Annotated in this window: 16 protein-coding genes; 3 read left to right on the top strand and 13 right to left on the bottom strand. The window is 64.6% G+C overall.

The window, feature by feature from the left end; translation table 11 throughout:
* Positions 1–41 precede the first annotated feature (41 nt).
* The 3 genes from AC1DIM_RS06900 to mtrA are packed head-to-tail and all read right to left on the bottom strand — an operon-like array spanning position 42 to position 4355.
* Positions 42–1757, bottom strand: coding sequence for an LpqB family beta-propeller domain-containing protein (locus AC1DIM_RS06900; RefSeq protein ID WP_477709797.1), 1716 nt, complete (start codon positions 1755–1757; stop codon positions 42–44).
* Positions 1758–1768: 11 nt separating this feature from the next.
* A complete protein-coding gene (gene mtrB / locus AC1DIM_RS06895) occupies positions 1769–3709 on the bottom strand; it encodes an MtrAB system histidine kinase MtrB (RefSeq protein ID WP_477709742.1) in 1941 nt (646 codons plus the stop codon).
* Positions 3681–4355 (bottom strand): MtrAB system response regulator MtrA, encoded by a 675-nt coding sequence (gene mtrA / locus AC1DIM_RS06890; RefSeq protein WP_477709741.1) that lies wholly within the window; start codon positions 4353–4355, stop codon positions 3681–3683. The genes mtrB and mtrA overlap by 29 nt, the downstream gene beginning before the upstream one ends.
* Before the next feature lie 145 nt (positions 4356–4500).
* Between mtrA and AC1DIM_RS06885 the strand changes: the two genes are divergently transcribed.
* The gene (locus AC1DIM_RS06885) at positions 4501–5214 is read left to right on the top strand and encodes a DUF4166 domain-containing protein (protein ID WP_477709740.1); all 714 of its coding nucleotides are present in this window, start codon (positions 4501–4503) and stop codon (positions 5212–5214) included.
* Positions 5215–5244: 30 nt separating this feature from the next.
* Here AC1DIM_RS06885 and AC1DIM_RS06880 read toward each other — a convergent pair whose 3' ends face one another.
* From AC1DIM_RS06880 to mnmA, 7 genes are all read right to left on the bottom strand, one after another.
* Positions 5245–6255 carry a uroporphyrinogen decarboxylase/cobalamine-independent methonine synthase family protein gene (locus AC1DIM_RS06880; protein WP_477709739.1) on the bottom strand — a complete coding sequence of 337 codons (1011 nt, stop codon included), beginning with the start codon at positions 6253–6255 and terminating at the stop codon, positions 5245–5247.
* Complete coding sequence (locus AC1DIM_RS06875; protein WP_477709738.1) at positions 6246–6632, bottom strand: chorismate mutase; 387 nt, start codon at positions 6630–6632, stop codon at positions 6246–6248. The genes AC1DIM_RS06880 and AC1DIM_RS06875 overlap by 10 nt, the downstream gene beginning before the upstream one ends.
* 9 nt (positions 6633–6641) lie before the next feature.
* Positions 6642–8348 carry an ABC transporter ATP-binding protein gene (locus tag AC1DIM_RS06870; RefSeq protein ID WP_477709737.1) on the bottom strand — a complete coding sequence of 569 codons (1707 nt, stop codon included), beginning with the start codon at positions 8346–8348 and terminating at the stop codon, positions 6642–6644.
* Complete coding sequence (locus AC1DIM_RS06865; RefSeq protein ID WP_477709736.1) at positions 8345–9337, bottom strand: ABC transporter permease; 993 nt, start codon at positions 9335–9337, stop codon at positions 8345–8347. The genes AC1DIM_RS06870 and AC1DIM_RS06865 overlap by 4 nt, the downstream gene beginning before the upstream one ends.
* The gene (locus tag AC1DIM_RS06860) at positions 9337–10419 is read right to left on the bottom strand and encodes an ABC transporter permease (protein ID WP_477709735.1); all 1083 of its coding nucleotides are present in this window, start codon (positions 10417–10419) and stop codon (positions 9337–9339) included. Before AC1DIM_RS06860 ends, AC1DIM_RS06865 begins: the two co-directional genes overlap by 1 nt.
* Positions 10420–10530: 111 nt before the next feature.
* Complete coding sequence (locus tag AC1DIM_RS06855; protein WP_477709734.1) at positions 10531–12168, bottom strand: ABC transporter substrate-binding protein; 1638 nt, start codon at positions 12166–12168, stop codon at positions 10531–10533.
* Positions 12169–12366: 198 nt separating this feature from the next.
* Positions 12367–13491, bottom strand: coding sequence for a tRNA 2-thiouridine(34) synthase MnmA (gene mnmA, locus AC1DIM_RS06850; protein ID WP_477709733.1), 1125 nt, complete (start codon positions 13489–13491; stop codon positions 12367–12369).
* 209 nt (positions 13492–13700) lie between these two features.
* Here mnmA and AC1DIM_RS06845 point away from each other — a divergent pair, with 209 nt between their 5' ends.
* The gene (locus AC1DIM_RS06845; RefSeq protein ID WP_477709732.1) at positions 13701–14957 is read left to right on the top strand and encodes an NAD(P)/FAD-dependent oxidoreductase; all 1257 of its coding nucleotides are present in this window, start codon (positions 13701–13703) and stop codon (positions 14955–14957) included.
* On the opposite strand, the gene AC1DIM_RS06840 is transcribed toward AC1DIM_RS06845, so the two are convergent.
* Positions 14933–16165, bottom strand: a complete 1233-nt coding sequence (locus AC1DIM_RS06840; protein WP_477709731.1) for a cysteine desulfurase family protein — start codon at positions 16163–16165, stop codon at positions 14933–14935. The two genes, AC1DIM_RS06845 and AC1DIM_RS06840, sit on opposite strands and share 25 nt — an antisense overlap.
* A gap of 33 nt (positions 16166–16198) precedes the next feature.
* Positions 16199–16873, bottom strand: coding sequence for a helix-turn-helix transcriptional regulator (locus AC1DIM_RS06835; RefSeq protein ID WP_477709730.1), 675 nt, complete (start codon positions 16871–16873; stop codon positions 16199–16201).
* A 90-nt stretch (positions 16874–16963) separates the two neighbouring features.
* Here AC1DIM_RS06835 and AC1DIM_RS06830 point away from each other — a divergent pair, with 90 nt between their 5' ends.
* The gene (locus AC1DIM_RS06830; RefSeq protein WP_477709729.1) at positions 16964–17389 is read left to right on the top strand and encodes a hypothetical protein; all 426 of its coding nucleotides are present in this window, start codon (positions 16964–16966) and stop codon (positions 17387–17389) included.
* A gap of 8 nt (positions 17390–17397) precedes the next feature.
* Here AC1DIM_RS06830 and AC1DIM_RS06825 read toward each other — a convergent pair whose 3' ends face one another.
* A complete protein-coding gene (locus tag AC1DIM_RS06825) occupies positions 17398–18015 on the bottom strand; it encodes a hypothetical protein (protein ID WP_477709728.1) in 618 nt (205 codons plus the stop codon).
* Positions 18016–18242 lie beyond the last annotated feature (227 nt).

The following is an 18242-nucleotide window of genomic DNA, read 5'->3' as shown; positions in this document are numbered from 1 at the left end:
GCCGGCCGGGGTAGCTGACAAGCGTCTTATGTGGAGAACTGCTACCCCGGGAATGACGGGTCGATGGGACCCTTGAGCTGGGGTGACCAGCCGTTCCCCAGCCGCTGGAAGATTCCCTCCGCGGCCTGGCCGTAGATTTCCTCGGGGCCGTTGCCCGCGCTGAGCCAGACCAGGCCGGGCCATGGGGCCAACTGCTGGGGTTGTCCGGACGTGAGGGACAGCAGTTCCGGGGTGACGTTCGCGCTGGCGGATCCCTTCATCACGGCAACGGTTGTGTCGCTGACCCAGACCCCCTGCTCCGGGTTACTTTCCGTCACGATGGTGATGGGGGCGGTCAGTTCCCTGGGCGTCCCGTCAGCATTGCGGATGATTCCCGTTACCTGGACCTTGGTCTGGCCGTTCTGTTCCGAAATCACCAATGCACGGACGCCCTCCCGGGAGATCCTGAAATCCTTGACTGTCCTGCCGGCCAGCCAGGCCGGCGTCATCGTGACAGTGGGAACTGCCGCTCCCTCAGGCACTCCTGCCGGCCGGTAAGCCACCACTTCCGCGCCTCCGGTCGCGCCGGGACCGGCAGCCCACACCCAGTCGTGAAGGCTGATGGAGGGATGCGTGATGGTGCTTCGGGTGGTCAGTGCACGTGCCGGCTGTCCGGGCACCATGCTGTAAAGCGTCGTCCGGCTTTCATTGAGGAAGGCGACCGTCTGGGACACCGGTGACTCCGCAGGATAGCGGGGGCCAAGCGAGGACACGGGCTGCATGTCCGGAAGGGGGGACACCCTGTTGTTCTCGTAGCGCACCAGCTCGTTGCCGCTGATGGCAATCTCCTTGGCGGGCACGTTCTTGTCCCGCACAGGGGGCAGCACGGACCCGCTGTCTTCCACACGCACCAGGTCCTGGTTGGCACGCAACTCAACATTGACGACGTCGGGCTGGCTTCGGAACGTGAGCGCCAGCTGAGTCTGCATCCGGAGCCTGTCCTCCGTGGATGCTTCGGTGAGCTCCTTGGCGGAGAGGTCCACCTGGGCTGCTCCGGACACCACCGGGACGGACTCGCGGGCCAGCTTCATGCCGGACGGGAAGGCGCTCACCACGGCGCCGCGAAGGTACGGCGCGGGGCCGGCAAGCAGCGCACTGGTCATGGCCTTGACCGTCTTGTTCTTGATGAACCAGCGGACGTCCGGAACTGCATAGGTAAAGCTGGGATCGTAGAAGTAGATGGGGTAGGCGCCGTAGATAACCTTGAACGTCTCCTCCGGGATCGCCGTCCCGTTGGGGATGGCTGAAATCCGCCACTCACCGTCCACTTGGGTGAGCGTTACCGGAATGTTCTCGATGGTTCCTTCCGGAGACTGCGTGGCGATACCGTCAACATCCACGGTGTAGGCCACATCCAGCTGGTAGTTGTAGACGTTTTCGACGCCGGTCGCCACCACGGTTGCCGTCCGGTACACCAGGGCCCGCTGGTCGGGTTTCCAGGATACGGATGCGGCCTGGGTCAGGTATTCACGGGCCACCGCATAGTCCCCCTCGTACCCGGTGCCGGCACGATAGAAATAATCGATGATGTTCTCCGGAGTCGCCCCCGCCTGAGGCGCGGCTGGCAGGAACACCGGGGCATTCACATTGCCGGCACTGCCTTCCTGGCTCTTTCCCACAGGTCCCGAGGTGGGGATACGGGCACACGAGGCAAGGAGGCAGACAGCCACCAGGAGAATCAAGGCTTTGAGCAGCCCACGCGTCGTGGAACCGGTCATGACTGTTCGTTTCATGTCTGGTCCTTCGTCGGGGTGGCCCGGGCCGCGGACCCGGCGCCTGCGGCGCCGGGTCCAGGTGCCGGACCGGGGCCAAGTGCAGGCCCGGTTCCAAGTGCAGGCCCAGGTCCGGGTCCAAGCACCAGGATGTCTTTATCTTTCTGTCCGCCCGGCAGGACGATGTCGCCCGGCTCAAGCTGGACCGGCGAGCGGTCGATTTCCTCGCCCTGGCGCAAGGGGATGGTCAGCCGGAAATTGGATCCGCTCCCCTTGTTCCCCCACGCCTGCAGCCAGCCGTTGTGGAGTTTGGTGTCCTCCACGGCGATGGACAGGCCCAGGCCGCTGCCTCCGGTGGTCCGGGCGCGGGCAGGATCCGCCCGCCAGAACCGGTCAAACACGCGGGCAGCTTCGGCCGGCGTCATGCCGATCCCCTGGTCCCGGACAGCAATTCCCACTGCCGTCTGGTTGGCCGCGACAGTAACGGTGACCGGCCTGCCCTCCCCGTGCTCCACCGCGTTCAGGATGAGGTTCCGCATGATCCTGTCGATCCGCCTGGCGTCCATCTCCGCCACGATGCCGCCGGCGGGTGCGCGCAGGATGATTTCCGAGCCGTATTCCGCTGCCACGGGGGTTGCTCCCTCGATGACATGGGCGATGACCTGCACGATGTCCTCGGGCTCGGCGTCGAGCGTGGCCACGCCGGCGTCGAAACGGGAAATCTCCAGGAGGTCCGCCAGCAGGGACTGGAAGCGCTCCACCTGGTGGTAGAGGAGTTCTGCTGAGCGCTTGTTGATGGGGTCGAAGTCGTGGCGGGCGTCGAAAAGCACCTCGGCGGCCATCCGTACCGTGGTCAGTGGCGTACGGAGTTCGTGGGAGACATCGGAGACAAACCGCTGCTGCATCTGGGACAACGTGGCCAGCTGGGTGATCTGTTCCTGGAGGCTGGCGGCCATGTGGTTGAACGATGCACCCAGGCGGGCAACTTCGTCCTCGCCCTTGACCACCATGCGCTCCTGCAGCTGCCCGGCCGCGAGCTTCTCGGACACCAAGGCCGCGTGACTGACCGGGCTGACCACGTTGCGGGTGACGTACCAGGCGATCGCCCCGATCATCAGCACCAGCACTGCCGCGCCGGCCAGGAGGACGCCTTGGATTTCATCAAGTGTCTGCTGGGCGGTGTTGAGATCGTAGATCAGGTACAGCTCGTACACAGTCCCGTTAAAGGTCACCAGGTTGCCCACGGCAATGCCCGGCCTGTCCTCGGTACCCACAGGGATCACGGTGGATGCCCAGTACTGGTCCTTGCCGGAATCCTGGACGGCCTTGCGAAGGTCGGGCGGGATGACGCTGACGGTCAGCTGGTCCGATGCCCGCGACTCCACCCATCGGTTCCTGGGTTTGGTCTGCTCGGGCTTGGCTTCGAAAACGTAGCGGCGCTGGATGACAGAGCCGCGGCCCTCCACAGCGTTCAGGGTGTCGTACACCAGCGTGATGACGCTGGACTGGTCGGTGACCTGGGCGCCGTCGAACGTCTCCTGCACCTGCTTGACGTTGTAGCGGGTCTCGGATTCAGCCTGCGTCAGCCGCTCCTGGAACAGGTTGTTGGCGATCTGGTTGGAAAGGTAGGCGCCCACGGCGCTGAAGGACGTCACTGCGAGCAGAATGGTGGTGAGGACTGTCCGGAACTGCAGGGACCGGCGCCAGCGCTGATGCAAGGAACGTCCCACATAGCGCATTGCGGGGAAGAAACGGCTCAGTCCGAAACGGACGAGTCGCGCCACCCGGAGACCAACGATGATTCCCCGGCGCCGCCAAATCCGCGCACGGAAAGGCAACGCCGCCAGCTCCGCAGCCAGCGCGTCAGTGTGTTCGGGCCCTTTGGCCGCGGCCGGATCCGGGGCGTGGGCGCCTTCTGGTCCCGAGGACTCAGGAACCTGCTTTGTAGCCGACACCACGAACCGTCAATACAACTTCCGGGGCTTCCGGGTCCCGCTCAATTTTGGACCGGAGCCGCTGTACGTGGACGTTGACCAGCCGGGTGTCTGCCGCGTGGCGGTAGCCCCAGACCTGTTCCAGCAGCAGCTCACGGGTGAACACCTGCCACGGCTTCCGCGCCAGCGCCACCAGGAGGTCGAACTCCAGGGGCGTCAGCGAAATGCGCTCGTCGGCACGCTTCACCGTGTGACCGGCGACGTCAATGGTGATGTCAGCGATCCGCAGCGTTTCGGGCGCCTTCTGGTCACCAGGGCGCAGTCGCGCCCGGACCCGGGCAACCAACTCAGCGGGCTTAAACGGTTTGGGCACATAGTCGTCGGCCCCGGACTCGAGCCCGCGGACGACGTCGGACGTGTCTGATTTAGCGGTGAGCATCACGATGGGCACGTCCGACTCAGAACGGATCTGCCGGCAGACCTCGATGCCGTCCACGCCGGGAAGCATGAGGTCAAGCAGCACGAGGTCCGGCTTCGATGAGCGGAAAACGTCAAGGGCCTGGCTGCCGTCAGCGCAGAAGACGGGATCAAAGCCGTCATTGCGCAGAACAATTCCAATCATTTCGGCCAGCGCTTCGTCATCATCAACTACCAGAATGCGTGCCTTCATAGTTATATATTCCCCTATTGAACTAGGTTTGTCCTGTTCAACGCCCCTCCGGCATGGCGCAGCAAGCGCGAGCGCGTTACATCCCGACCGGTACATTGGGAATCAACGGCGGCGTTGGCCGGCCGCACCGTCCAGGAGGTCATTGATGAACGTCCCCATCTACCAGCAGGCCCTTGGCAAGGAGTTCACCCGGCTGCAACCTGAGCTGCAGGAGTACTTTTCGCTCCTGCCCGGCTCCGGACACTACGGCGTCGGCGAAGGCGTTTTCGACGTCGCCGGCTGCCGGCAAGCGTGGTTGAGGCCGCTGCTGAAGCTTGCGTCAGGGGAAGAAGCGTTCTTTCCGGAATTCGGCGCAAGCATCCCGTTCCGGATCGAAAACCACGCGCACCTTGATCCTTTCGGGCGCCCCAGCCTCACCGCCCGGCGCGAGATCCGATTCCCGGGCCGCAGCAGGATCTTCCAGGACACCACCAGCCTGGTGGAATCCGACGGCGGCCCCCGCCTGGTGGACTACCTGGGCAGGTTCCGGCGCATGGTCACCGACCTGAAACTCAGCGTCACGGAGGAGGGCAGGCTGCGCGGGGTGTCAGAGGACTCACGGCTGTTCCTTGGCCGTCTCCGGCTGCCGCTGCCGGCAGCCTTGGATGCCAAGGCTTACGCCGAACAGTGGTGGGAGGAAGATGCGGACGGCAACGGACGGCACCGGATCCAGGTCAAGGTCCTCCAGCCGCAGATCGGGGAGGTGCTGGTCTACGCCGGCCACATGCAGTACCGGCTGCGACCCTACGTCGGCGGCAGCTCCGCGCAGACCTTCCTGCCACGCTACGCGCAGCCGGAGCGCTGGGAAGACCGCATGTAACGCCCAGGCAGGCGTGGGCACCCGCCGCAGTTACCCGTGTGCCCGTTGGTTCAGCCCGTCGGCCATTTGAGTCAGCCTGCCCAGCACCGCTGTTGCGGCCGACGGCGTGAGGCCGGCCAGTCCCCCGGCGGGAGTGACGCGGACGCTGCTCAGCGACGACGCCGGCAGCCCCACTTGGTGCCACGGCCGCCAGACGGTTTCGACGGCGTCGGCCACTTTCGGCAGAGTGCTGCCGTTGGGGTCCAGCGCACCGGCCCAGATCCGTTTGCCCGCCTCCACGGCGGCGGCCAACTGCTCCCACTGCCGCGATGTCAGGGCCTTCAAGGGAACGGCCACGCCGTCCGCGCCTGCCGTCACGATCCGTTCGATCGGGGCCTCCACCTCGGGCACTGCGACAACGATTTCGACGGCGCCGGCCGCCCTGAGTGCCTCAATGACCAGTTGCCAGGCCTCGGTGACCTCCTGCCCGCCCACCGCGCGCAGCGTGCGGTAACCGCTCGACGTCGGAATGGTGCCGGCAAGTACGGCGGCAATATCGGGTTCGTCGAGCTGTACAACCAGCTTCGCGCCCGGCACCGCGCTGGAGACCCGCGACAGGTAGCTGCCTAAGCCGGCTGCCAGGGAGGCTGCAATGTCCCGGCGGGCGCCGTAGTCGATCAGGGCGCGTTCGCCGTTGTGCAGGTGCAGTCCGGCGGCCAGGCTGAGCGGACCCAGCAGATGGACCTTAAGTTCGCCGGCGGGCGTGTCCTCCCCGCCTGCCACGTCCGCCAGGACATTGATATCCGTGGACAACGCCGAAACGGCCCGGCGGAAGTCCTTGCCGGGCCGGTCAACGAGCCGCCAGCCATACGGCTGCACATCCACGGCCAGCTCCACCAGCAGCGAAGCCGTGCGGCCCAGGGCATCCGAACCGACCCCGCGGTCCGGAAGCTCCGCCAGGAACGGCAGGTGCGGGCTGCCCAGTTCACCGCGGATTATCCGCGCGGCCTCAACCGGATCTTCCCCCGGCCAGGGCCCCAGCGCGGTAGCTGTTACTTCCACTCTGCGGCGGCCTGATGGTCTTCGGCGATGGCCTCGTGATGGCGGATGACCTCACCGATGATGAAATTCAGGAACTTTTCGGCGAACGCGGGGTCAAGGTGGGCATCCTCAGCCAGCCGCCGCAGCCGGGCGATCTGGGCGCTTTCGCGGCCCGGATCCCCTGCCGGGAGCCGGTGTGCGGCTTTGAGGAAGCCCACCTTCTGCGTCGCCTTGAAACGTTCCGCCAAGAGGTAGACCAGGGTGGCATCAATGTTGTCGATGCTGGACCGGATAGACAGCAGTTCCGCCATCACCGAGTTATCTACCTGGCCGGACAGCGAACTGGCCGTGGCGTCGTAGAATTCGGCGTCGGGAACATCATGGTTTTGCTGCGTCATGCTCCAAGTCTATGTGGCCAGCAGCGCCCGGTGCGCCGCCCGGCGCCGTGCCTGCTCGTCCGGATCAGGGACGGGCAGGGACGCGATCAGCCGCTTGGTGTAGTCGTGCTGCGGTGCTCCCATCACCTGGCTGCCGATCCCCTGCTCCACGAGTTTGCCCTTGTACAGGACGCCGATCCACTGCGACAGGATGTCCACCACCGCGAGGTCGTGGCTGATGAACAGTGCCGCAAACCCGAACTCTGCCTGGATTTCCTTGAACAGTTCAAGGACCTTCGCCTGCACCGAAACGTCCAGCGCCGACGTCGGTTCATCTGCTATGAGCAGCTTCGGGTTCAGGATCAGTGCCCGCGCCAGGGACGCCCGCTGCCGCTGCCCGCCGGAGAGCTCATGCGGGTACCGGTCAGCGTACGACGCCGGCAGCTGCACTGATTCGAGCAGCTCACCTACGCGTTTGCGCGCCTGAGCCGGGCTGGGATTGGTGTGAATGATCATGGGCTCTGCCACACAATCGCCGATGGTCAGTTGGGGGTTGAAGGACGCGGCCGGATCCTGGAAGACAAAGCCGATGTCCTTCCGCAGTGGCTTGAACGTCCGCTCCTTGAAGTTCAGCATCTCGTAGCCGAGCACCTTCAGGCTGCCTCCGGTGGTCCGGTTCAGGCCCGCAATGGCCCGGCCGATGGTGGTCTTTCCGGACCCGGATTCGCCCACCAGTCCAAAGACTTCGCCCTCCGAGACGGTGAAACTGACCCCGTCCACGGCTTTGAACGCCGGAGTTCCCAGCCGGCCGGGGTACTCGATGGTCAGTTCGGTTGCCTCCACCAGCACCGGCGCGTTTTTGTGGGCGCGTTCCATCAGGCCTTCCGACGCCGAATTCCGGCCCAGGTGCGGCACTGCGGCCAGCAGCTTTTTGGTGTAGTCCTGCTTCGGTTCCGCGAACAGTACCCGCGCAGGCGCCTCCTCCACGACGTCGCCCTGGTACATCACCACCACCCGGTCCGCGAGGTCCGCCACTACTCCCATGTTGTGGGTGATCAGCACGATCGACGTGCCGTACTTGTCCCGCAAGTCCCGCAACAGCTCCAGGATCTCCGCCTGGACGGTGACGTCCAAGGCGGTGGTGGGCTCGTCCGCCACGATGAGGCCCGGGTTGAGCGCCAGGGCTGCCGCGATCACCACACGCTGCTTTTGACCGCCGGAGAACTGATGCGGATAGTAGTTGACCCGATGCTCAGGATCGGGGATCCCCACTTTGCGCAGCGCCTCGATGGCGCGGGCTTTCGCTTCTTTCGCCGTGACGCGCTTGCCGTCGGTGGCGTGGGCACGGATGCCCTCGGCGATCTGCCAGCCGACGGTGAACACCGGGTTCAGCGCGGTGGACGGTTCCTGGAACACCATTGCCACATCGCGGCCGCGGATCTGCCTCAGCTTCGAGGCGCTCACGCTGATCACATTGTTGCCATTGATGAGGACTGCTCCGCCGCTGGTCGCGGTCTCCGGCAGCAGTCCCAGGATGGTTTTCGCGGTCACCGTTTTGCCGGAACCGGATTCGCCCACGATGGCCAGCACTTCGCCGGAACGGACGTCCAGGCTCACATCCTTGACCGCGTAAACGTCCCCGCCGTCGGTAGCGAAGGTGACTTTGAGGTGGTCGATTTCCAGGACAGGTCCCGTGGGCTGCCCGGCGCTGGTTTCGATGATCTCCGGACCGCTCATGCGGACACCTCCGTCTGGTTCTTTACTTTTGTGCCTTTGCTCTTGGAACCTGCCCGTCTGCGTCCCCGCAGGCGCGGATCGTTCAGGTCATTCATGCTCTCCCCCACCAGGGTCAGGCCCAGGACCGTGAGCACGATCGCCGCACCTGGAAACACGCCCGTCCACCAGATACCTGACGACGCATCAGACATCGCCTTGTTCAGGTCGAAGCCCCATTCGGCAGCGGAGCTCGGTTCGATGCCGAACCCGAGGAAGCCCAGCCCGGCCAGCGTGAGGATAGCCTCCGAGGCGTTCAGCGTGAAGATCAGAGGAAGCGTGCGGGTGGCGTTGGCGAAGATGTGCCTGACGATGATCCGTGCGCTGGAGGCGCCCACCACCTGGGCGGATTCCACAAACGGTTCTGCTTTAAGCCGGATGGTCTCAGCCCTGATCACACGGAAATACTGCGGTACAAATACGGCGGTGATGGCAAAACCGCAGGCGAGGATTCCGCCCCAGAAGCCGGACTGTCCCTTGTTAATCGCGATTGAGACCACGATGGCAAGGAGGAGGGTCGGGAACGCATAGATCGCGTCAGCGACCACAACCAGCATCCGGTCCAGCCAGCCGCCAAAGTAGCCGCTGACCAGGCCCAGGAAGACCCCGAGGAAGATGGCCATAAGAACGGCAACCACGATCACCGTGGCCGCTGTCTGCGATCCCCAGATCACCCGGGACAAGACGTCATAGCCACCCACGGTGGTGCCCCAGGGATGCTTGCCACCCGGTGCAGCCTGCGCAGGGAACGTCCCGCCGTCGTCGGAAATCTGCGAGTAGCCGTACGGTGCGAGCAACGGCGCAAAAATGGCCGCCAGCAGGAACGCGGCGCACAGGACGACGCCGATCAGCAGCATGGTTCGCTGCAGGCCTACACTGCGCCGGATGTGGGACGAGACGGGCAGCCTGTCCAGCAGCGACTTTTTGGCTGGGGCAAATGCTTCGGTGCTCATCAGTACCTCACCCGCGGATCGATCAGGGCGGCCAGGATGTCAACCACGAAGTTGGTGAGCGCCACGATGACGGCCAGCAGCATCACGATGCCTTGGACGGCCACAAAGTCGCGTGCCGTCAGGTACTGCGCCAGTTGGTAGCCGAGGCCCTTCCACTCAAAAGTGGTCTCGGTCAGTACTGCGCCGCCAAGCAACAGCGCGATCTGCAGGCCCATCACCGTAATGATGGGAATCAGTGCAGGCTTGTACGCGTGCTTGGTGACCAGCCGGTATTCGCTGACTCCGCGGGACCGGCCGGCCTCGACGTAATCTCTCCCGAGGGTACCGATCACGTTCGTGCGGACCAGGCGAAGGAAGACGCCGGCTGTCAAAAGCCCGAGCGCGACGGCCGGCAGGACTGCGTGCTGGACGACGTCGCCGAAGGCTGCCAGGTCGTTGCTCCGCAGGGCGTCCAACCAGTAGATGCCGGTGGGTGCCGACAACCGGCTCATGGCCAGTTCGGTGGTGGTGGAAGCTCGGCCGGCCACGGGAAACCAGCCCAGTCCCACGGAAAAAGTGAGCTTGAGCAGCAGGCCTGCGAAGAAGACAGGCGTGGCGTAGCAGAGGATGGCGAAGAAGCGCAGTAAAGCGTCGGGAACTTTGTCCCGCTTGTGCGCAGCAAACATGCCGAGCGGAATGCCCACCAGCAGCGCCACCACAACTGCGTTGATTGCCAGTTCAAGGGTGGCGGCGCCGAATTTCGTGAGCATCTCAATAACGGGCCTGCCGTCTGAGATGGTGCGGCCGAAGTTGCCCGTGGCGATGTTGCCGAGGTACTCGATGTATTGAATGAAGAGGTTGCGGTCGTAGCCGGCCTGGTGGACCAGCGCATCAATTTGCTCTTGCGGAAGGCGGCCGCCCTGGGCTGCTGTGATGGGATCGCCGGTGATCCGCATGAGGAAGAACACCAGTGTGACGAGAATGAAGATCGTGGGGAAGATCAACAGGAAGCGGACCAGGATGTACTTCCCGAGGCCACCTCCCGCGGACTTGGATTTGGGGGCCGCAACCGTTGGCGGCGGCGCATCAATCAAGGTGGTCATGCTGTCCCTGCTTGGTTTGAAACTGCAAAATGTGGACCCAAAACGCAGGAGGCAGGGCCGTCGAGCCCCACCTCCTGACGCTGGTTACTTGGTGTTACGAGAACCTGCCTGCTATTTGGAAACCTGGCCGAGCCGGAACTTGAAGGAAGCGTCCAGGGTGGAATCCACGCCCTTCACGCCCTTCCCTGAAACGGCTACCTGGGCACCCTGCAGCAGTGGCAGCGTTGAGATGTCCTTGGCCAGCTGATTCTGGATGTCCTGGATGGTCTTCTCGCGCTCTGCTTTGTCAGTTGTCACGAGCTGCTTGGCGATCATCGTTTCGACTTCAGGGTTCGAATAGTGGTTGTTCATGAAGCCGCCGCCAACGAAGAACGGCGTCAGGTAGTTGTCCGCATCGCTGAAGTCGGGGAACCAGCCCAGCTGGAAGACCGGGTAGCTGTCCTTCTTCGACGCCGAGTTGTACGTGACCCATTCGGTGGACTGAAGGTTGACTGTGAACAGCCCGCTCTTGTCCAGCTGGTCCTTGACCGCCGCATATTCGTCGCCGGAGGACTTGCCGTAGTGGTCCGGGTTGTACTGCAGATTGATGGTCACCGGGGTGGTGATACCGGCGTCGGCCATGGCCTTTTTGGCCTTGTCCATGCTTGGCTTGCCGGAACCATCCCCATAGGCAAGCTTGAAGGACTCATTCGCCCCGGCGAACCCGGACGGCACGTTGGACCACATGGGCAGGTACGTGCCCTTGTAGACCTGATCAGAGATTGCCTGCCGATCAACGAGGTTGGCCACGGCCTGGCGGACTGCCAGCGCCTTCTTCGGATCCGCTTCCGGAGTCTTGGCGCCGAAGGGCATGGTGTCGAAGTTGAAGACGATGTACCGCATCTCGCCGCCGGGTCCGACGTTCACCGTGACGTTGGAGTCCTTCTTGAGGTCGTCGATGTCCGTGGCGCTCAGGCTGCGGTTGGCAACATCGATCTGCCCACCCTTGATCTCCAGCTTCATGTTGGTCTGGTCCGTGTAGTACTTGATCGTTGCCCCGCCGTTGGCTGGCTTGCCAAGGAGCCCCTTGTAATCGGGCCACGCCTTCAGGCTGACCAGTGAATTCTTGTTGTACGAGTCGATCGTGTACTGACCGTAGAACGCCTTGGCTTTGACAATGTCCTCGTCGCTGAGGAGCTTGTCCGCAGGGAAGACTTCATCGTCGACGATGGGCGCCGCAGGGCTAGTCAGAATCTGCGGGAACGTTTGATCGTTGGCGTTCTTGAGCGTGAAGACCACGGTGGTGGCGTCCGGTGCAGCAATGGACGAAATATTGGACAGCAGGGACGCCGGTCCGTTCGGATCATTGATCTTGAGCTGGCGGTCAAACGAGAACTTGACGTCCTTGGAATCGAGGTCGTGTCCGTTGGCCCATTTGAGGCCACTCTTCAGCTTGACCGTGTATTCCGTGGGCTTGGTGAAGGAGGATGATTCGGCCAGGTCCGGCACGGGCTCGGCGCCACCGGGTTTGGAGTTCAACAGGAAGGAGTAAATCTGGTTCATCAACATAAATGAACCGTTGTCGTAGGAACCGGCCGGGTCCAGAGCAGTGACCTTGTCCGTGGTGCCGTAGGCAATGACACTGCTCGCGGTGCCGGAATCCGTGGATGTTCCGCCGCCGCCGGAAGGCCCGGTGCAGGCAGTCAAGGCGAAAGCGGAAACGCCTGCGAGCGCGATTGCGCTGCGCAAGGCTCTAGTGCTCTTGGTCATCTGTGAACTTTCTGTTCGATGAGTACGCGTCAGCCGCCCGCCTAGGGGTGTTAGTCGGGCGGGCAGCGCGCTGTCCTGATGCCTAGATTCAATCAGACGCCGGGCTCATCAACCGGCTATTTTGGTGCTTTTTTGTGAGTTGAGACACAAAATTTACCTGAGGGCGCGGATATGGCCGCCCAGACGCAGTGGGGAACCCTAAAGTTCGGCGCGCTGCAGCGACCGCGCGGCGTCGATGGTGGCCTGTCCGAGCACGCGGGTGCCCTGGTACAGGACTACCGTCTGGCCGGGAGCCACTCCCCGCAGAGCTTCGTTCAGGGTCACCAGCAACTGGGGTCCGTCCTCACCGGGCACCATGCGCGCGGTGGCCGGGACGGGGTCGCCGTGCGCGCGGACCTGCGCATGGCACTCAAAATCGGCACCCGTTTCGATTTCCGCAATGGGCAGGCCGGCCCAGGAGACTTTGATGCCGCGGATCTCGTCGATAGCGAGCAGCGCCTGGGGCCCCACCACCACTTTGTTTTCCTTCGGCCGGATTTCCAGCACAAACCTCGGCTTGCCATCCGCTGCGGGCGTGCCCAGCTTCAGGCCACGGCGCTGGCCCACAGTGAAGGCGTTTGCGCCCGGATGCTCGCCCACCTTGGAGCCGGTCTCATCCACGATGTCGCCGCTGGTCATCTCGATCTTTTCGGCGAGCCAGCCTGCGGTATCGCCGTCGGGAATGAAGCAGATGTCGTGGCTGTCGGGCTTGTTAGCCACGGATAGCCCGCGGCGCTCGGCCTCTGCCCGCACTTCAGCTTTGGAGGGCGTCTCCGCCAGCGGGAACATGGAGTGCTTGAGCTGCTCGTGGGTCAGCACGCCCAGAACGTAGCTTTGGTCCTTGGCCCAGTCCGCTGCGCGGTGGAGTTCCGGGTTTCCGTCAGCGTCGGTGATGACCTTGGCGTAGTGCCCGGTGCAGACGGCGTCGAAGCCCAGGGCAATGGCTTTCTCCAGCAGGGCGGCAAACTTGATCCGCTCGTTGCAGCGCATGCAGGGGTTGGGGGTGCGGCCGGCAGCGTATTCGTCGATGAAATCCTGGACGACGTCTTCCTTGAAGCGTTCCGAGAAGTCCCAGACGTAATAGGGAATGCCCAGCACGTCGCAGGCGCGCCAGGCATCGCGCGAGTCTTCGATGGTGCAGCAGCCGCGGCTGCCCGTCCGCAGGGTGCCGGGCATCCTGGACAGCGCAAGGTGAACGCCGACGACGTCATGGCCGGCTTCGACGGCACGTGCTGCGGCTACGGCGGAGTCGACTCCGCCGCTCATGGCTGCTAAGACTCGCATACTGGCTTTCTTTTGGGTTCAGGGGGGTGCGCAGGCACCGGTGGTGGGCCGCCGTACAGACGCCGGCCGCACGGATAACACAATGCTCGCCACATTATTCTATCGGCACGCCGAATCCTGCCCAAAAGACCTTGACTGCCACACCCCTCGCTTCTAAAGTCAGGGTACACAGATTTAGACGCGGGCGGAGCAGTGGGAAGCGGGCGGACATGGCTGTTCAGGACATCGTCATAGCGGGTGGCGGGCTGGCGGGCGCCACCGCCGCCAAGACCCTGCGGGCTGAAGGTTTCACCGGACGCGTGACCATTGTTGGCGCCGAACACCACCACCCCTACCTTCGCCCGCCGCTGTCCAAGGAGTACCTGCTGGGCAAGGCCGCGGAGGACACCGTCCCGGTGGTGCCTCACGGCTGGTACGAGGAGAACGACGTCGGCCTCCACCTCGGCGTCCGGGTCGCCGCTATCCGGGCGACGGAGCGGACAGTGCAACTGGACGACGGATCGTCACTGGACTACGGCTCCCTGCTCCTGGCCACCGGGGCATTGCCCCGAACCCTGCGGCTGCCCGGCAGTGACCTCGCCGGGGTCTCGACGTTCCGCACGTTGGATGACAGCCGGCGGCTCCGCGACCGCCTCGCTCCAGGCGGGAAAAATGTGGTGATGGTCGGCTCGGGCTGGATCGGGATGGAATTGGCGGCTGCCGCGGCAACGTACGGCAACCGCGTCACCCTGCTGGGGCTGGAGGATATTCCGCTTGCGGGCGCCATCGGCCCGGACCTCGGCCGGTTCTTCCGGGGTTTACACGAGGCGAACGGCGTCAGCTTCCGGCTTCCCGCTTCGGCGCGCGAGATCACCGGAGAGGGCGGATCGGTCACGGGCGTCATCACGGACGCCGGCGAACTGCTCCCGGCAGACATCGTGATCATCGCCGTCGGAGTGATACCTGACACTGCGCTTGCCCAGGCGGCCGGCCTGGCGCTGGACAACGGCATCCTGACGGACGCCTCACTGCAAACCAGTGAACCCGGCATCTATGCCGCCGGCGACGTCGCCAACGCCTTGCATCCCTTCACCGGCCAACATCACCGCAGCGAGCATTGGTCCAACGCCCTGAACGGGGGCAAGGTGGCAGCGAAGGCGATGCTGGGCCAGGACGCCACGCTCAACACCATCCCCTACTTCTATACGGACCAGTTCGACGTCAGCATGGAATACTCAGGCTTTCCCACCCTGGCCGCGGGCGCCGAACCGGTGATGAGGGGGTCGCTGGAGGACAAGGAGTTCATCGCTTTCTGGCTCCAGGACTCCCGGGTGGTGGCCGGCATGAGCGTCAACTGGCCGCGGAAAGTGCAGCCGGGGGCCCAGAAGACCATCAAGGCCCTGATCTCGGCCCGGACGCCAGTTACGGCGGAGCGGCTCGCCGACCACACCGCAGGACTCGGTCAGCTCCTGCCGGAACCTGCCTGACGCGCCACAGTGCCTGCAGTCTGGATGGATGATTCATGCCCCGCCATTCCCGCCTGGCGGGCCCGCTCATAGGCGCCGGGAAGGGCTGCCAGCAGGGCCTCCACATCCGCCTCGGTTGAGGCATGGCCGAGTGTAAAGCGCTGGGCGCCCCGGGCGGTTTCCTCGTCCAGGCCCATGGCCAGCAGCACGTGGGATGGCCGCGGCACGCCGGCAGTGCAGGCTGAACCGGTGGATGATTCCACACCTGCGAGGTCCAGCAGGAACAGCAGTGAATCCCCCTCACAGCCCGGGAAAGTGAAGTGGGCATTGCCGGGGAGCCGTCCCGCGCCCGGCGCTCCGCGCAGCACGGCCTCAGGCACGCATTCGAGCACACCATTGATCAACCGGTCACGGAGGGCCCCGATGCGTTCGGTCTCCCCGGCGAGGCCTGCGGTGGCAGCTTCGGCAGCCGCAGCGAATGCGGCAATGGAGGCTGTGTCCAACGTCCCGGAACGCACATCCCGCTCCTGGCCGCCGCCATGCTGCACCGGAGTCAGCTTGACGGCCCGCCCCAACAGCAGGGCGCCCACACCCACTGGCCCGCCGATCTTGTGTCCGGAAACAGACATGGCGTCCAGCCCTGAAGCTTTGAAGTCCACGGGCAGGGATCCGAACGCCTGAACAGCATCCGCATGGACCGGGACACCGGCCGCGTGCGCCAGCTCCACAATCCGGTGCACGGGCTGAATGGTCCCCACCTCATTGTTGGCCCACATCACCGTCACCAGGGCGATGGTGCCGGGGTCGCGCGAAAGCTCAGCCGCCAGCACCGCCAGGTCCACCACCCCTTCACTGTCCACGGGCAGCCAGGTGACCTGGGCACCTTCATGGCGTTCCAGCCATTCCACGGTGTCCAGCACCGCGTGATGCTCGACGGCGGAGCACAGGATGCGCCGCCGCGAGGGGTCTTCGCCGGAACGGGACCAAAACAGGCCCTTGACTGCCAGGTTGTCCGACTCAGTGCCGCCGGACGTAAAGATGACCTCCGAGGGATGAGCGCCGGCCGCCCTCGCGATGGCTTCCCTGGCATCCTCCACGGAGCGGCGGGCGCGGCGGCCTGAGCCGTGCAGGGACGACGGGTTGCCGGTGCGGGACAGTTCCCGGGTCAGGGCTGCCAGCGCCTCCGCGGAAAGTGGTGTGGTGGCTGCATGATCGAGGTAGACGGGCACGGAACAATTCTAGCCGCGTCGGCGGTCAGGGATTCAGGGCGGAGTGATCCGCGCGGTGATCCTGGCACAGCACTGGCCTTGAACACTGTTCGGCGCGATTCGTTCCTCCGGCTCCCCGCAGGCCGCGGCCGCGCCCCGGAGGAAGGAACCGTTCATGGCGCAGACCACGTCCGGATGCCCGTCGGAAAGCCGGTGGAACGGGCAATTGGCCAACACCAGGCCGCCGTCCCCGTCAGGCCGGGGGTCGTAGCCCTCCCCTGCCATGAACTCCGTTAGGCCTTCGGCTCCGGCAGCGAGTTCCTGGCCCTTGCGGTACGACGTCATGCGCAGCGAGTCGCCCACCGCGTCCCCCGTTGCCGTGGAGTGCTCGATGGCAGCGGCGAGGAGTTCTCCGGCCAGGTCGTAGTTCCGGTCGGGCACCGAGGCGCTCACTTCGCTCTCCGCTGGCCGGTACATTTTGGCGGGGCGCCCGGAGCCGGGGCCTGTCTTGCCGGTGGCCTTGTGGAATTCCACCGCCAGCAGGCCATCCTGGACCAGCTTGTCGAGGTGGAAGGAGGCCGTACTTCGTGGCAACCCAAGGGCGTCGGCGGCGTCATCCCGCCCGACGGCTCCGTCCGATGAAGCAACCAGCTGGAAAAGCTGTCGGCGTTTTTCGTCGCCGAGCGAGGCAACGGCCACCACGCGGCGGCCCCAGGGAAGTCTGCGCACTAGGAGCCCTTCATTCTAAAAACAACATCCATTGCTTAATCGGACTATTCTTTCTAAAATTATGATACCTACTTTTAGAAGGAGTGCACCATGAAAACCACCACAGAAAACGTCTCAACCGGTCGCCTGCAAACGATGGCCCCGGACCGCCAGGCGTTCTTCCTGCTCCGGACCGTGTTCACCGTGGCACCATTCCTCTTTGGGCTGGACAAGTTCACCAACATCCTCACCGACTGGACCCACTACCTGGCACCCGTTGCCACATCAGTGGTTCCCGTGACGCCGCAGGTGTTTATGTACATCGTCGGCGTCGTGGAAATCATTGCCGGCATCATGGTGGCCGTCCGTCCCCGCTTCGGCTCGCTGCTGGTGGCCATCTGGCTGCTGGGAATCATCGTCAACCTGCTGGTCCTGGGCGAATACTACGACGTGGCCCTGCGGGACTTCGGCCTGCTGGTCGGCGCGCTCGCCCTGAACCGGCTCGCGCCGGCCGGGTCCTGGCGCCGCCACCGCTAGGTCAGCACTCACCGCTGGTTCGCCGGCGGAACCACCACGAGGTGCGCTGCCACCTCGGCCCGGGCCGAAGCCAGGGTGGCAGCATCGGGGCAGGAAACCGAGACATACACCGACGATGCGGCAGCGCCGAAGACCCTTGCCATAACGGCCGTTGATTTGGCGCCCGGCTGACCGGGCTCCGCCAGGACCAGAACCTCCACCAGCGGACCCGGTTTGTCCGGCTCACCACCCCACCGCAGCGTTGCGGTCTCCAGATACGCGGGCAGGATGGTGGGGTCCAGGTAGGTGAACAGGCCAACCGTTGATTCTTTGTCGTCCGCCAGGACGAGCGGCGACTGGTTGGCCCGCACCTTGGTCGCCACCAGGCAACCGTCGGATTTCACGTACTGGCTGTCACCGGCGACGTTTTCCTTGAGCGGCGTCCAGCCTGGCGCCCTCTTGAGGCCGTCGGAGATCCCCACCGCGACGCCCTCGGCCAACGAGGTTCCGGCCAACGAGGCGCCGGCCGAGAACGGCATGTCCTTGGCGGCCACCGCCGCGGCGTCATGGCCAGGTGTGATGGTGGGGGTTGCAAGCGCGGTGGCCGTCTGCGGGATCTTCGGGGCTGCGGGGTCCGGAACAACCAACGGTGCATCCTGCGAGCGCCGAAATGCCCAGGAGTGTCCCTGCCACGAGTCCAGCTGAAGCCTGTGCCTTCACATCCACCCCAATATGCTCGCCGGACAGCCAACCGGCCATCGTCATCCAAGAGTCTAGACGGCGTCCCGGTTCCGTTTCGTAGCCGGCGCCGGGAACCACTGCCGCCCACCAGGACGTTGTGTGAACAGGCGGCTAAACTGGGCCAGCCGGGCCG

The organism is Pseudarthrobacter sp. 01T43 (assembly GCF_056398665.1).
This window is presented reverse-complemented; position numbering and strand designations above follow the sequence as displayed.